The 12,939-nt window shown below is 68.5% G+C and carries 13 protein-coding genes; 10 read left to right on the forward strand and 3 right to left on the reverse strand.

Going from position 1 to position 12,939, the window contains the following annotated elements; translation table 11 throughout:
• Positions 1–32 precede the first annotated feature (32 nt).
• Positions 33–1,223 carry an RtcB family protein gene (locus DMH01_RS25625; RefSeq protein ID WP_125679738.1) on the forward strand — a complete coding sequence of 397 codons (1,191 nt, stop codon included), beginning with the start codon at positions 33–35 and terminating at the stop codon, positions 1,221–1,223.
• 73 nt (positions 1,224–1,296) lie between these two features.
• Positions 1,297–1,668 (forward strand): hypothetical protein, encoded by a 372-nt coding sequence (locus tag DMH01_RS25630; protein WP_125679739.1) that lies wholly within the window; start codon positions 1,297–1,299, stop codon positions 1,666–1,668.
• Positions 1,669–1,740: 72 nt separating this feature from the next.
• Here the strand turns inward: DMH01_RS25630 and DMH01_RS25635 are convergent, their stop codons facing one another.
• Positions 1,741–2,883 carry an MFS transporter gene (locus DMH01_RS25635; protein WP_125679877.1) on the reverse strand — a complete coding sequence of 381 codons (1,143 nt, stop codon included), beginning with the start codon at positions 2,881–2,883 and terminating at the stop codon, positions 1,741–1,743.
• 208 nt (positions 2,884–3,091) lie between these two features.
• On the opposite strand from DMH01_RS25635, the gene DMH01_RS25640 reads away from it, so the two are divergent.
• Positions 3,092–4,534: a catalase gene (locus DMH01_RS25640; RefSeq protein ID WP_125679740.1), complete on the forward strand. Its 1,443-nt coding sequence runs from the start codon at positions 3,092–3,094 to the stop codon at positions 4,532–4,534.
• A gap of 432 nt (positions 4,535–4,966) precedes the next feature.
• Complete coding sequence (locus DMH01_RS25645; protein WP_125679741.1) at positions 4,967–5,497, forward strand: hypothetical protein; 531 nt, start codon at positions 4,967–4,969, stop codon at positions 5,495–5,497.
• Between the two features lie 286 nt (positions 5,498–5,783).
• On the opposite strand, the gene DMH01_RS25650 is transcribed toward DMH01_RS25645, so the two are convergent.
• Positions 5,784–6,830 carry an alpha/beta hydrolase gene (locus tag DMH01_RS25650; RefSeq protein WP_034314667.1) on the reverse strand — a complete coding sequence of 349 codons (1,047 nt, stop codon included), beginning with the start codon at positions 6,828–6,830 and terminating at the stop codon, positions 5,784–5,786.
• A gap of 148 nt (positions 6,831–6,978) precedes the next feature.
• Between DMH01_RS25650 and DMH01_RS25655 the strand changes: the two genes are divergently transcribed.
• The 6 genes from DMH01_RS25655 (at position 6,979) to DMH01_RS25680 (ending at position 11,044) form a co-directional block, all read left to right on the forward strand.
• The gene (locus DMH01_RS25655) at positions 6,979–7,554 is read left to right on the forward strand and encodes an NADPH-dependent FMN reductase (RefSeq protein ID WP_199745616.1); all 576 of its coding nucleotides are present in this window, start codon (positions 6,979–6,981) and stop codon (positions 7,552–7,554) included.
• A 138-nt stretch (positions 7,555–7,692) separates the two neighbouring features.
• Positions 7,693–8,115 (forward strand): organic hydroperoxide resistance protein, encoded by a 423-nt coding sequence (locus DMH01_RS25660; protein WP_125679742.1) that lies wholly within the window; start codon positions 7,693–7,695, stop codon positions 8,113–8,115.
• 57 nt (positions 8,116–8,172) lie between these two features.
• A complete protein-coding gene (locus DMH01_RS25665; RefSeq protein ID WP_125679743.1) occupies positions 8,173–8,649 on the forward strand; it encodes a Dps family protein in 477 nt (158 codons plus the stop codon).
• 136 nt (positions 8,650–8,785) lie between these two features.
• Positions 8,786–10,159 (forward strand): glutamate decarboxylase, encoded by a 1,374-nt coding sequence (locus DMH01_RS25670; protein WP_125679744.1) that lies wholly within the window; start codon positions 8,786–8,788, stop codon positions 10,157–10,159.
• A 62-nt stretch (positions 10,160–10,221) separates the two neighbouring features.
• Entirely contained in the window at positions 10,222–10,848 is a 627-nt protein-coding gene (locus DMH01_RS25675; protein ID WP_125679745.1) for a TIGR03085 family metal-binding protein, read from the forward strand.
• A gap of 10 nt (positions 10,849–10,858) precedes the next feature.
• Positions 10,859–11,044, forward strand: a complete 186-nt coding sequence (locus tag DMH01_RS25680; protein WP_125679746.1) for a 2-hydroxymuconate tautomerase — start codon at positions 10,859–10,861, stop codon at positions 11,042–11,044.
• Between the two features lie 15 nt (positions 11,045–11,059).
• On the opposite strand, the gene DMH01_RS25685 is transcribed toward DMH01_RS25680, so the two are convergent.
• Complete coding sequence (locus tag DMH01_RS25685; RefSeq protein ID WP_125679747.1) at positions 11,060–12,904, reverse strand: prolyl oligopeptidase family serine peptidase; 1,845 nt, start codon at positions 12,902–12,904, stop codon at positions 11,060–11,062.
• Between the last annotated feature and the right edge of the window lie 35 nt (positions 12,905–12,939).

Below are 12,939 nucleotides of genomic sequence, written 5' to 3' on the forward strand. Positions count from 1 at the left end.
GTGGCGACAAACGTTTCCACGAAGGGAAGATCATGTACACGGCGGTCGAAGGCTCGCGGGTTCCGATCCGGATGTGGGCGGACCCCGCATCGGTCGAGGACCAGGCCATGCGACAGCTGCACAACGTCGCCAACCTGCCGTGGGTGCACGGCGTCGCGGTCATGCCCGACGTCCACTACGGCAAGGGCGCGACCGTCGGCAGCGTGATCGCGATGCGCGACGCGGTGTCCCCGGCCGCCGTCGGCGTGGACATCGGCTGCGGGATGAGCGCGGTACGGACCTCGCTCACCGCCGCCGACCTGCCCGACGACCTGCTGAAGCTCCGCCGCCGGATCGAATCGGCCGTCCCGGTCGGGTTCGGCCTGCACAAGACCCCGGTGAACCCGGCGAAGGTGCACGGTGTCGGTGGCTGGGACGCGTTCTGGAAGTCCTTCGGCGAGTTGCATCCCGGCGTCCAGGAGCTGCACGACCGCGCGTCGCGCCAGATCGGGAGCCTCGGTGGCGGCAACCACTTCATCGAGGTCTGCCTCGAACAGGGCGGCGAGGACGAAGGCCGCGTGTGGCTGATGCTGCACTCCGGTTCGCGCAACATCGGCAAGGAACTCGCGGAACGGCATATGGCCGTCGCGCGGAAGCTGCCGCACAACGCGGACCTGCCGGACCCGGATCTCGCGGTGTTCGTCGCGGGCACGCCCGAGATGCAGGCGTACCGGCGCGACCTGTTCTGGGCGCAGGACTACGCGGCGCGCAACCGCGCCACCATGGTCGCGCTCGTGAAGCAGGCGCTGAAGGACGTCGTGCCGCAGACGACGTTCGACGACGCGATCAGCTGCCACCACAACTACGTCGCGGAAGAGACCTACGACGGCGTCGACCTTCTGGTGACCCGCAAGGGGGCGATCCGCGCGGGTTCGGGCGACCTCGGGATCATCCCGGGCAGCATGGGCACCGGCTCGTACATCGTGCGCGGTCTCGGGAACGCGTCGTCCTTCCAGTCCGCGTCGCACGGCGCGGGCCGCCGGATGTCGCGGAACAAGGCGAAGAAGCTGTACACCGCAGAGGACCTCGCCGCGCAGACCGCCGGCGTGGAATGCCGCAAGGATTCCGGTGTGGTGGACGAGATCCCGGCCGCGTACAAGGACATCGAAACGGTGATCAAGGCGCAGACGGATCTCGTCGAGATGGTCGCGCATCTCAAGCAGGTCGTCTGTGTGAAGGGCTGAATGACCGGGCGATTCGTGGGTGGTGGCCGGGGGAACCCGACATACCACCCACGAAATCGCTACTGTGGTCCGTATGAAGAGGTTGGGAATCGCGGCGCTCCTGGCGGCCGCCGGACTCGCGCTGGCGGGCTGCAGCGAGGTCACGAACGCGGTCGATCAGACGAACAAGGCCGCGACGAAGGTCGGCGCGTGCGCCGAGGCGCTCAGCCTCGTGGACCTCAATCCGGACCCGGCGACGATCAAGGAGCGGGCCGCGGACAAGGAAAAGCGCCTGCGTGAGCTGGCGACCAGCGTCGGCGAGCAGAACGTGGCCGGCGCGCTCACCGGCATGGCCGACTCGTACCTGCAGGTCCAGAAGGAGAACATCCAGGACGCGGGCAAGGTCGCGGACTGGACCAAGCGCAACCTCGAGCGGGTCGACGCCCTCCGCCAGGTCTGCGCCTAGCCGGCATCATCCCCTAGCGCGTGAAGGCCCCCTTCCCTCGGCTCAGCCGAGGGAAGGGGGCCTTCACGCGCATCAGGAGGAAGTGAGCGCGGGCACCTGGGCCGGGGTGCGGGAGCGACGCCAGAACAGGCCGACCGCGGCGATCGCCAGCGCGCCCAGCGCCGAGGCCGCGAAGCCCCAGCCGGGGCTGGAGTGGTCGATCACGAACCCGATGATCGGGCTCCCGATCGCCAGCCCGATCCTGCTGGCCGCGTCCAGCAGGCCCATCGCCTCGCCGCGCACGCGGGCAGGCGCCGCGGCGCTGACCGTCTCCGTGCTCGCCGCGAGCGTCGGCGCGCACAGCACGTTGCTCGGGAACAGCACGATCGCCAGCAGCCACCACGGCTCGGCGATCAGCCCGACCGGCAGGGTCAGCACCGCGAGCAGCACCATCAGCGTGCCCTGCGAAAGCGACCGCCGGACCGCGCCGTGGATCGCCCCGCCGAGCACCGACGCGACGCACATCAGCGTGATCAGCAGCCCGGACCAGGCGATGTCACCGCTCGTGCGCAGCGTCGCCAGCGCGGCGAGCTCCATGCCGACCAGGCAGAACAGCGCACCCGCGGCGATGAACATCGCCATCACGAGCCGTCCGGTGAGCCAGCTCCGCACGGGCGGCCGCTCCCCGGTGAACACCTCGGCGTCGGCCTCGGCGCGGATCGGCGGGTTCTGCCGGTAGATCAGCGTCGCCGAAAGCGCGAAGCAGACCCCGATCCCGGTGAGCGCGTAGACCGCGGGCAGCTGCGTGATCGCCATGATCCCGGCCGACGGCCCGATCATGAACGACGCCTCCACCAGGATCGTGTCCAGCGAGTAGGCCGCCCGCCGTTGTTCCAGCGGCACGAGCGCGGTGAGCACCAGCCGCGCGAGCGTGCCGGCGGGCACCGACAGCACACCGGCGGGGAGCGCGACCACGAGCAGCACCTGATACGGCAGATGCGGCGCGCTGATCCAGAACGTCGACGAGGCGAGCCCGCAGATCGCGACCACCGGCCGCAGCCCGTAGCGGTCGACGTACCGGCCGACGAGCGGTGCCCCGATCGCGCTGCCGAGCGTGGTGGCGGCGCCGACCAGCCCGGCCGCGCCGTAGCCGCGGCCAAGGTCGTTGACCACGTACAGCGTCATCGTCACGCCCATGGCCGTCATCGGGAGCCGGGCCAGGAACATCAGCAGCATCGAGCTGGGAACTCCGGGCACGGCTAACACACGACGATACGGAGCGAGGGCCATACGTCCGATGAGAACGTAACTTGGTACGCGCGTGCAAGTTTTTTTCGCGGAGCCCGGGTCACCCGGTCCGGGGGGTTTTCTTGACTGATTCCAGATTGAGCGAGAGGGTGGAGGAGGACTGACCGCTCACCACCACGAACCAGGAGGCATCGGCGTGACCCTGCCGACCACGAACAACGTGGGCATCCCCGTCGCGAGCGACAACGATTCCCTGACCGTAGGCGCCAACGGCCCGATCCTGCTCCAGGACCACTACCTGATCGAGAAGAACGCCCAGTTCAACCGTGAGCGGGTGCCGGAACGCGTCGTCCACGCCAAGGGCGGCGGCGCGCACGGCTTCCTCGAGGTCACGGAGGACGTCAGTCAGTTCACGAAGGCCGCGCTGTTCCAGCCGGGCGTGCGCACCGAGAGCCTCGTCCGGTTCTCCTCGGTCGCCGGGGAGAACGGCTCGCCCGACACTTGGCGCGACCCGCGCGGCTTCGCGGTGAAGTTCTACACCTCCGAGGGCAACTACGACCTCGTCGGCAACAACACCCCGGTGTTCTTCATCCGCGACCCGATCAAGTTCCCCGACTTCATCCACTCGCAGAAGCGCCGCGCCGACAACCACCTGCGCGACCACGACATCCAGTGGGACTTCTGGACGCTGCGGCCCGAGTCCGCGCACCAGGTCACCTGGCTGATGGGCGACCGCGGCATCCCGTCGAACTGGCGCGAGATGGACGGCTTCGGCTCGCACACCTATCTGTGGGAGAACGCGGGCGGCGAGAAGTTCTGGGTCAAGTACCACTTCAAGACCGACCAGGGCATCGGCTACCTCACGCAGGCCGACGCGGACCGGATCGCCGGCGAGGACTCGGACTACTACATCCGCGACCTGTTCAAGAACATCAAGCAGGGCAATCACCCCAGCTGGACGCTGTACGTCCAGGTGATGCCCTACGCCGAGGCCGCGGACTACCGCTTCAACCCGTTCGACCTGACCAAGGTGTGGCCGAAGGGCGACTACCCGCTGATCAAGGTCGGCCGCTGGGTGCTCGACCGCAATCCGGCGAACTACTTCGCGGAGATCGAGCAGGCCGCGTTCGAGCCGTCCAACCTGGTGCCGGGCATCGGCCCGTCGCCGGACAAGATGCTGCAGGGCCGCCTGTTCGCGTACCCGGACGCCCACCGCTACCGGATCGGCGCGAACTACACGCAGCTGCCGGTCAACGCGCCGAAGTCCCCGGTGAACAGCTACTCGCGCGACGGCGCGATGCGCTACAACAACCCGGGCGACCCGGTGTACGCGCCGAACTCCTACGGCGGTCCGCACGCGAACGCGGAGATCGCTTCCGAGACCGCTTCGGGCTACGGCGTCGAGGACGAGGTCATCCGGTCGGCGTACAAGCTCCACGCCGAGGACGACGACTTCGGCCAGCCGGGCACGCTCGTCCGCGACGTGATGGACGACGCGCAGCGTGAGCGGCTCGCGAGCAACATCATCGGCCACGCCTCGAACGACGTCTCGCGCCCGGTGCTCGAGCGGGTCTTCGAGTACTGGCGGAACGTCGACAAGGACCTCGGCGACAAGGTCGCGGACGCTTTCCGCGAATAAGGACCTCTCCCCAGAGGCTGCTCCCACCACGGAACGCCCCCGGTGCGCGCACCGGGGGCGTTCCCATGTCCCCACTCGCATGTGAAACCAGAAGAGGGCGTGGCGTACGTGGGGGACAACCCGAGTGGAGCAGCGCGACACGCCTGTCCGACGGAGTGATCAAGCGAAACGATCACCGTTTACACCGCTGTGGGTGAACGAGCCGCACCACCGTGTCGATCGGTCACAGCTGGTCATAAAACGGCGGGAAAAGGATGATCTTCAGGGGGAGGCGCAAGATTTCGCCGTTAATCAATTGCGGGGGTCTTCCCCTGGATTGAATCCGGCACGTAAGGGTTAGAAAAGTGTTCCAACCGGTGATCGGGTGGTGTTCGGCCGATACGGCGGGTATCGATTTACCTCGTCAGGTCCCAGAGGCCAGGAGGTAAGGGAATGAAAGGCAACATTGCCCGGACGATTGCCGCGGTCGCCGCAGGCAGTCTGTTGGCGGTGGCCTCAGCCGGCGCCGCAACGGCTGGCACCGATGGTGGGAAGGGCTCGTCGAACACACAGGCGCTCGCCGCGCAGGTGCTGCAGATGCGAGACGGCCTCACCAAGGTGGCCTACGCCGGCGACGTCGCCAAGACGCGGGCGGACTTGGACAAGCTCAGCCCCGTCCTCGGTGACATCGCCGCGGGCAAGCGCTACCAGATCCAGACCGAAACGCAGAAGCTCGGCGACCTGGCCCAGGGCCGTTCCGTCGAGTCCAGCAGGCTGCTGGCCGACCCGACGGCGAAGGCGCGTCAACTGCCGCCGCTGCCGGTGCCGATCCCCTCGCTGCCGGACCTTCCTGGACCGCTGAAGATCGTCAGTGACCTGGTGAAAGCCCTGCTCACGGCCGTGACCGGCATTCTCGCCGGGCTGCTCGGCGGACTCCCTGTCCCGCCGCTGCCGACCCCGCCCGTACCGCTTCCCACGCCCTAGTGTTGCCGCGCGCTGACGGAAACCTTTCGCAGGGCGCGGGATCGCGACCAGCTCACGTTGGCAGGTAGGGGCGCCCTACAAAAGGTTTCCGTGGCCTTCGGCCGAAAGACGCGCGCGGGGTGAAGTCTCTCGTCGCGCTGGCGCGCTTCCGAGAGACAGCCGTTGGGTCGGCAAAGAGTTGTCAAGTTGGTCGATAGTCGTCAGGGTTCGCCGTGCAGGGCGGCGGGCCACGATATGGGGGCCGGAGCCCGAGTGGGGACATTTCTCCTCACTCGGGCTCTGGCTTTCACTTCGGCGCCAGGCCCAGCCGCAGGGCTCCCGCCGCTTCGGCCGTCGCCTCGCGGAACCGCCGTCCGACGCCGAGGAAGTTGATGTACCCGTGGATCAGGTCCGGCTGGCGGCTGAGCGCCACCGGGACCCCGGCCTTCCGCAATTTCTCCGCGTAGGCCTCGCCCTCGTCGCGCAGCGGATCGAAACCGGCCGTCGCGATATACGCGGGCGGCAGTCCGGAAACGTCGCCGTGCAGTGGCGACAGTTTCGGGTTGTACAGATCAGTGCCCTTCGGCACGTAATGTCCTTCGAACCAGGTCATATCCGAATCGGTGAGGAACAGGTCCTCCGCGAACAATTCCCGCGAGCGGCGGCGCACGGTGAAATCGGTCGCCGGATAGAACAACAGCTGGAACGCCGGGACCCCGCCGCCGCGTTTCACCGCCTGCTGCGCGGTCACCGCGGCGAGGTTCCCGCCCGCGCTGTCACCGCCGACGGCGATGCGCGCCGGGTCGGCGCCCAGGTCCCGTGCTTTCGCGAAGGCGTACTCGAACGCCGCGATCGCGTCTTCGGTGGCACCGGGGAACCGCGTCTCCGGCGCGAGCCGGTACTCCACCGAAAGAACCCGCACGCCCGCCTGTTTCGCCAGGTAGCGGACGGTGTTGTCGTGCGAGACGCGGCTGCCGACCACCCAGCCGCCGCCGTGGAAGAACACCAGCAGCCCGGACGGATCCGGCAGCCCGGCCGGCGTGTAGAGCGTGGCGGGCACGTCGCCGTCACCCGTGGGGATGAGCAGTTCCCTGGTGGCGACCGGTTCGATCGTCGGCCCGCTGACCAGGTGCCTGCTCGCCAGGAGCATGGTGCGGGACTCTTCGACGGTTCCCCGCACCAGCGACGCTTTCGCCAGCTTCTGCAGGCGGAGCAGGAGCTGGGCGTCCAGCGCGAGTTCCTGTCCGTCCAGGCGGAGGGGCGGTCCGGCGATGGCTCGTCTGACCGGCTTCGGGAGCCAGAACGCCAGCTGTGAAAACGCGGCCTCGGCACGGATCTGGAGCGGTATCGCCATGCTTCCTCCTGGGGGCTTCCCGTCAGGTTACTTTCGAGTAGGTATGCCGTCCAGCGGGGAACGGGGCGGTTGGGGCGAACGGGTGTGACGCAGGCCTCCGTTCCAGATCCTGGTCCTCCACTTAAGTAGAGGGGCTAGCCTCGAAAGCGTGACTTCGACGAACGCGGTGCATGTGCTCGGGATCGGCGGCTCTCTGCGGGAGGGCTCGCAATCCGAGCGCGCGCTGCGTATCGCCCTCGGCGCCGCTGCCGAAGCCGGAGTCACCACCGAGCTGATCTCCGGGCCCGAGCTGGTGTTGCCGTTCTACGACACCGCGTTGGACGAGCGGCACGAGCGGGCCACCCGGCTGGTCGAAGCGATCCGCAACGCCGACGGGATCGTCGTCGTGTCGCCCGGCTACCACGGCGCGCTGTCCGGACTGGTCAAGAACGCCCTGGACTACGTCGAAGACCTTCGTGACGACGCCCGTCCGTACCTCGACGGCCGCGCGGTCGGTCTCGCCGCCGTCGCGTACGGCTGGCAGGCCGCGGTCACCACGCTGGAGCAGCTGCGCACGATCACGCACGCGCTGCGCGGCTGGGCCACCCCTTTGGGTGGTTCGATCAACACCGCGGAGACCAAGTTCGACGAAGCCGGCGGCGCCTCGGACGAGAAGAGCGTCCGCACGCTTCGCCTGATCGGCACCCAGGTCGCCGAGTTCGCGCTGAGTCGCGCCGGTCACTAGTCGTTTGCTCCGGTCTTCGTCCGGGTAGTTCCCGGACGTGATGCCTGCCATGGGGTGGCAAGGTTTCGCGGTTGCGGGACGTTGACACCGAAGAGACGCTCAACGGGGCGTGTCTTGAGACCAGGAGGTAGGCGAAGAATGGCTGAGGCTCTGTACACCGCTGTGGCCACCGCTCGCGGCGACGGCCGCAACGGTGAGGTCACGTCCTCTGACGGCGTCATCGACGAGTCGCTGGCGATCCCGAAGGAGATGGGCGGGCCTGGCGGGGACAAGACCAACCCCGAGCAGCTCTTCGCCGCCGGGTATTCCGCCTGTTTCCACTCCGCGTTGCAGCTCGTCGCGCGCCAGGCGAAGGTGACGCTGAACGGCTCCACCGTGACCGCCGAGGTCAGCGTGCTCAAGCAGGGCGAGGGCTTCGGTCTCGGCGTGGCGCTCAACGTTTCGCTGCCCGGCCTGGAGCAGGCGCAGGCCGATCAGCTCGTCGAGCAGGCGCACCAGGTGTGCCCCTACTCGAACGCGACCCGCGGCAACATCGAGGTCGCGCTGTCCGCGACGGTCTGATCCCGTCCGTGGCAGGTCCATTCCCGAACCGACCAGTTTCCGAAAGGAAGACCGAATATGGGCAAGTCTCCGATCAAGAGTCCGCTGAGCGAAGCCGACAAGGAGATCACCGGTAACGCCTTGCAGGCCACGCTGGTCGATCTGGTGGATCTGTCGCTGATCGCGAAGCAGGCGCACTGGAACGTCGTCGGCGCGAACTTCCGCAGCGCGCACCTCCAGCTCGACGAATTGGTCGCCACCGCGCGCCAGTACGTCGACGAGGTCGCCGAGCGTGCCAACGCCATCGGCATCTCGCCGAACGGCCAGGCGAAGGCCGTCGTGGAGAGCTCCGGCCTGCCGGACTACCCCGACAACTGGCAGTCCGTCGAGTCCACGGTCGCCGCGATCGTCGACATCCTGGCGGCGTTGATCGAGCGGCTGCGCAAGCGCATCGACGAGACCGACAAGAGCGACCTGGTCACCCAGGACCTGCTCATCGAGATCACCCAGGAGCTCGAAAAGGCGCACTGGATGTGGCAGGCGCAGCAGGCCTGACCCGCCCTCTCACGCCGCTCTTGCGTGCAATGAAGGGGCCTTTCATAGCAAATTTTGCTATGAAAGGCCCCTTCATTGCGCTTGGCGGAGGGTGAGTCCGAGTGCCGGTTTCACGCTGTCGGGCTACGTTCGATCCATGGTGCTGCACAAGGGAACCGCGTCCGATCCGGACCGCAAGGGCGGGGCCAACCCGCTGCACGCCGGCGCGTATCCGGCGCTCGCCGCGAACATCCGCCTCCCGCACGACAGCCTCGCCGAAGACCCGCTCCCGCCCGACACCGCGCTCCAGCTGGTGCGCGACGAGCTGATGCTCGACGGGAACGCCCGGCTCAATCTCGCCACGTTCGTCACCACGTGGATGGAGCCGCAGGCCCGCGAGCTGATGGCCGAATGCGTCGACAAGAACATGATCGACAAGGACGAGTACCCGCAGACCGCGGAACTCGAGCGGCGCTGCGTGAACATCCTCGCCGATCTGTGGCACGCGCCCGATCCCACCGCGATCATGGGCTGCTCCACCACCGGTTCGTCGGAAGCCTGCATGCTCGCCGGCATGGCGTTGAAGCGCCGCTGGTCGAAATCGGGCCGCACCGGGAAGCCGAATCTGGTGATGGGCGCGAACGTCCAGGTCTGCTGGGAGAAGTTCTGCGAGTACTGGGAGGTCGAGCCGCGGCTGGTGCCGATGGACGGTGACCGTTTCCACCTCACCGCCGACGAGGCGATCGCCCGCTGCGACGAGAACACGATCGGCGTAGTCGCGATCCTCGGGTCCACTTTCGACGGCAGCTATGAGCCGGTCGCCGAGATCGCCGCCGCGCTCGACGGCCTGGCGGAACGCTCCGGCTGGGACATCCCGGTGCACGTCGACGGTGCCTCGGGCGCGATGATCGCGCCCTTCCTCGATCCCGAGCTGAGCTGGGACTTCCGCCTGCCGAGGGTGGCGTCGATCAACACCTCCGGGCACAAGTACGGGCTGGTCTACCCCGGCGTCGGCTGGGTGCTTTGGCGTGACAAGGAGGCGTTGCCGGAGGAGCTCGTCTTCACCGTCAACTACCTCGGTGGCGACATGCCGACTTTCGCGCTGAACTTCTCGCGCCCCGGCGCCGAGGTGGCCGCGCAGTACTACACGTTCGTCCGGCTCGGCCGCGAAGGTTTCCGTGCCGTGCAACAGGCTTCGCGTGACGTGGCGACCCAGCTGGCGGACGGGATCGCCGCGCTGGGCCCGTTCGAACTGCTGACCCGAGGCGATCAACTGCCCGTGTTCGCCTTCACGACGAAGGCGGACGTCGAGAGCTTCGACGTCTTCGACGTGTCACGGCGGCTTCGTGAGCGTGGCTGGCTTGTCCCGGCGTACACGTTCCCGGAGAACCGGACCGATCTGGCGGTGCTGAGGATCGTGGTGCGCAACGGTTTCACCCACGACCTCGCCGATCTGCTGCTCGCCGACCTCCGGCGCCTGTTCCCCGAGCTCGATCACGGCCCGCGATCGCGGACCGCGTTCCATCACTGAGCCGGGTGCCCTGCGTCACGCCCGATTTCCCCGCGCCCTACCGGCGCGTAACGTCGTGGGGTATGGGAGTCGCCGGAGACGAACGTCGTGCGTTGAGCGAGCTTTTCGAAGAGGTCGGCCCGGACGCGCCGACCCTGTGCGCGGGCTGGAAGACGCGGGATCTCGCGGCGCATCTGCTGGTCCGCGAGCGGCGGCCCGACGCGGCGCCCGGCATCCTGGTCCCGGCGCTGGCGTCGTACACGCAGCGGGTGCAGGACTCCTACGCCGCGCAACCCTGGTCCGAGGTCGTCGGCAAGGTCCGGTCCGGCCCCGCCTGGTACTGGCCGACGACGATCGGCCCGCTCGACGAGGTCGTGAACGGCCCGGAATTCCTGGTGCACCACGAGGACGTCCGCCGAGGCAGGCCCGGCTGGGAACCGCGTCCGGCCGAACCCGCGCGGGACGCGGCGGCGTGGAAGTCGGCGAAGCAGGCCTCGAAGCTCAACCTGCGGAAATCACCGGTCGGCGTGATCCTGAAGACCCCCGAAGGCCGCGAAGCGCGCGTGAAGGAAGGCCCGGACACGGTGACCGTGATCGGCGCGCCGATCGAACTGCTGCTGTTCGTCTTCGGCCGCGACGCCGTCCGCCTCACCTTCGAGGGTGACGCTTACGCGGTGGACAGGCTCCGGAAGCACGACCGCGGCCTTTAGAGTTCCGGCCATGCCGATGATCAGTGTTTCGATGTTCCCCGGCCGCACGGCCGAACAGAAGCAGGCCCTCGTGCGCGAGGTGACCGACGCCTTCGTCCGCACCTGCGGCGGCAAACCCGAAGGCGTCTGGGTGACGATCAACGAGATTCCCGCCGAACACTGGGCGTCCGGCGGGACTCTCTTCTCCGAGCGCTGACCTCGCTCGCCGGGGTCAGCGAAGCCCGACCGCCCGCAGCGCGAAGAACACCTCGATGGCGGTCTGCTTGATCGTCTCGGCGATCACCAGCGATCCGTGGCCCGCGTCGAACCGGTAGAACTCGAACGGGATCTCCCGCTTCGCGAGCCTGTCGAGGTAGTTCTCGACCTGCCGGATCGGGCAGCGCGGGTCGTTGTCCCCGGCGAGTACCAGCACCGGCGCCGTCACGGCTTCGACGTAGGTGATCGGCGAGCATTCCCGGTACACCGCCGGCACCGTCTCCGGCGAACCGCCGAACAGCGCCCTGTCGAACGAGCGGAGCTGCTCCATCTCGTCCTCGTACGCGGCGACGTAGTCCGCGACAGGCACTCCGGCGATCCCCGCCGCCCAGCGCGACGGCTGGGTGCCCAGCGCCAGCAGGCTCAGGTACCCGCCCCACGAAGCGCCGTTCACCACGCATTTGGCCGGATCCGAGAGTCCACTTTGGACTGCCCAGTCGTGCACGGCGGCGACGTCTTCGAGTTCGGTCAGGCCGGGACGGCCTTCGATGGCGTCACGCCACGCCGAGCCGTAGCCGGTCGAACCGCGGTAGTTGACCTCGACGACGGCGAATCCCGCGTCGAGCCACACGGCGCGGTACGCGGAGAAGCGGTCCTCGTCGGCCGAATGCGGCCCGCCGTGCAAGGAGAAGACCGTGGGGAGCGGACCTTCCGGCGCGTCGGCCGGACGCGAGACCAGCGCGTGGATCTGCCCGCCGATCCCGTCGACGAACGCGTCGGTGACCGGTGCCGACCCCGGGGCGCGCTCGCCCGGCGGTTCGAGGAGCACCGAGTCTTCGCCGTCCGCCGTCCGCGCGCGCACGGCCGTCGGCTGCGCGGCACTGGACCACGAGTACTCGACGGTGCCGTCGGGCCGCACGCCCGCGCCGCCGATCCTGCCGGGCGGAGTGTCCAAAGAGGACAATTCGCCGCTGGCGAGGTCGTAGCGGTGCAGGGAACTGCGGCCTTGGTGGAAGTGGACGACCAGCAGCGCCCGCGCGTCCTGATACCAGCCGGCGACCACCTCGCCGGGCAGATCCAGCTCGATCTCCTGCTCGGTGTCCGCGGCGGTGTCCCAGATCAGGAGTTCTTCGCGGCCGCGCCGCTCGTGCAGCACCAGCAACCGCTGATCGCCCGCGACCGGGGAGAACTCCAGCGCGCCGAGCCCCTTGCCCTCGCCGTCCCACTTGTCGGCGACCGGCGTGAAGCCGTCGGTCGACAGGACGCGCAGCGCGGGGTGTCGTGAATCACCGTGCTCGGAGTGGGAGATCACGAGCAGCGACTCGTCGCGGGACAGCGAGGCGATCCCGGCGTCGTCCTCGTGCTTGTAGAAGGACGTGGTTTCGCCGTCGATATGGGCGAAGAGTTCGCTGCCGTCGTCGGTCGAGACGCCGACGGCGACCACCTTGGTGCCGATCTCGAGCCCGGCGGGGTAGCCGTCGTGGACGTCCGGCACCGCGCGCTCGGCGGCGGCCCCCGGCGCGAACGGTTCGCGGACCCAGGAACCGAATTCGTCGCCGTCGGTGTCGTCGAACCACCAGATCCAGCGGCCGTCGGGGGACGGGGTCGCGTGCATGGTGCCGTTGGGCCGGTCGGTGACGCGGCGATGCTCACCGGTCGACCGGTCCCAGGAATAGACCTCCCATACGCCGCTGGCGTTGGAGACGTAGACGTTGGCGTCCGGGGCGTCGATGGCCCATTCGGGCACCGAGATGCGCGGCGCGCGGAAGCGGGCCCGCCACCTGGCCTCGGCTTCGGCGTCGTCGAACAGGCGGTCCGGGACCACCGCGGACGGATATTCATTGCCTGGCTGCGTGCTCACCCCTCGATCCTGCCACTCCGGAGCCGTACTGTGTG

The organism is Amycolatopsis sp. WAC 04182 (assembly GCF_003947465.1).
Taxonomy (GTDB): Bacteria; Actinomycetota; Actinomycetes; order Mycobacteriales; family Pseudonocardiaceae; genus Amycolatopsis.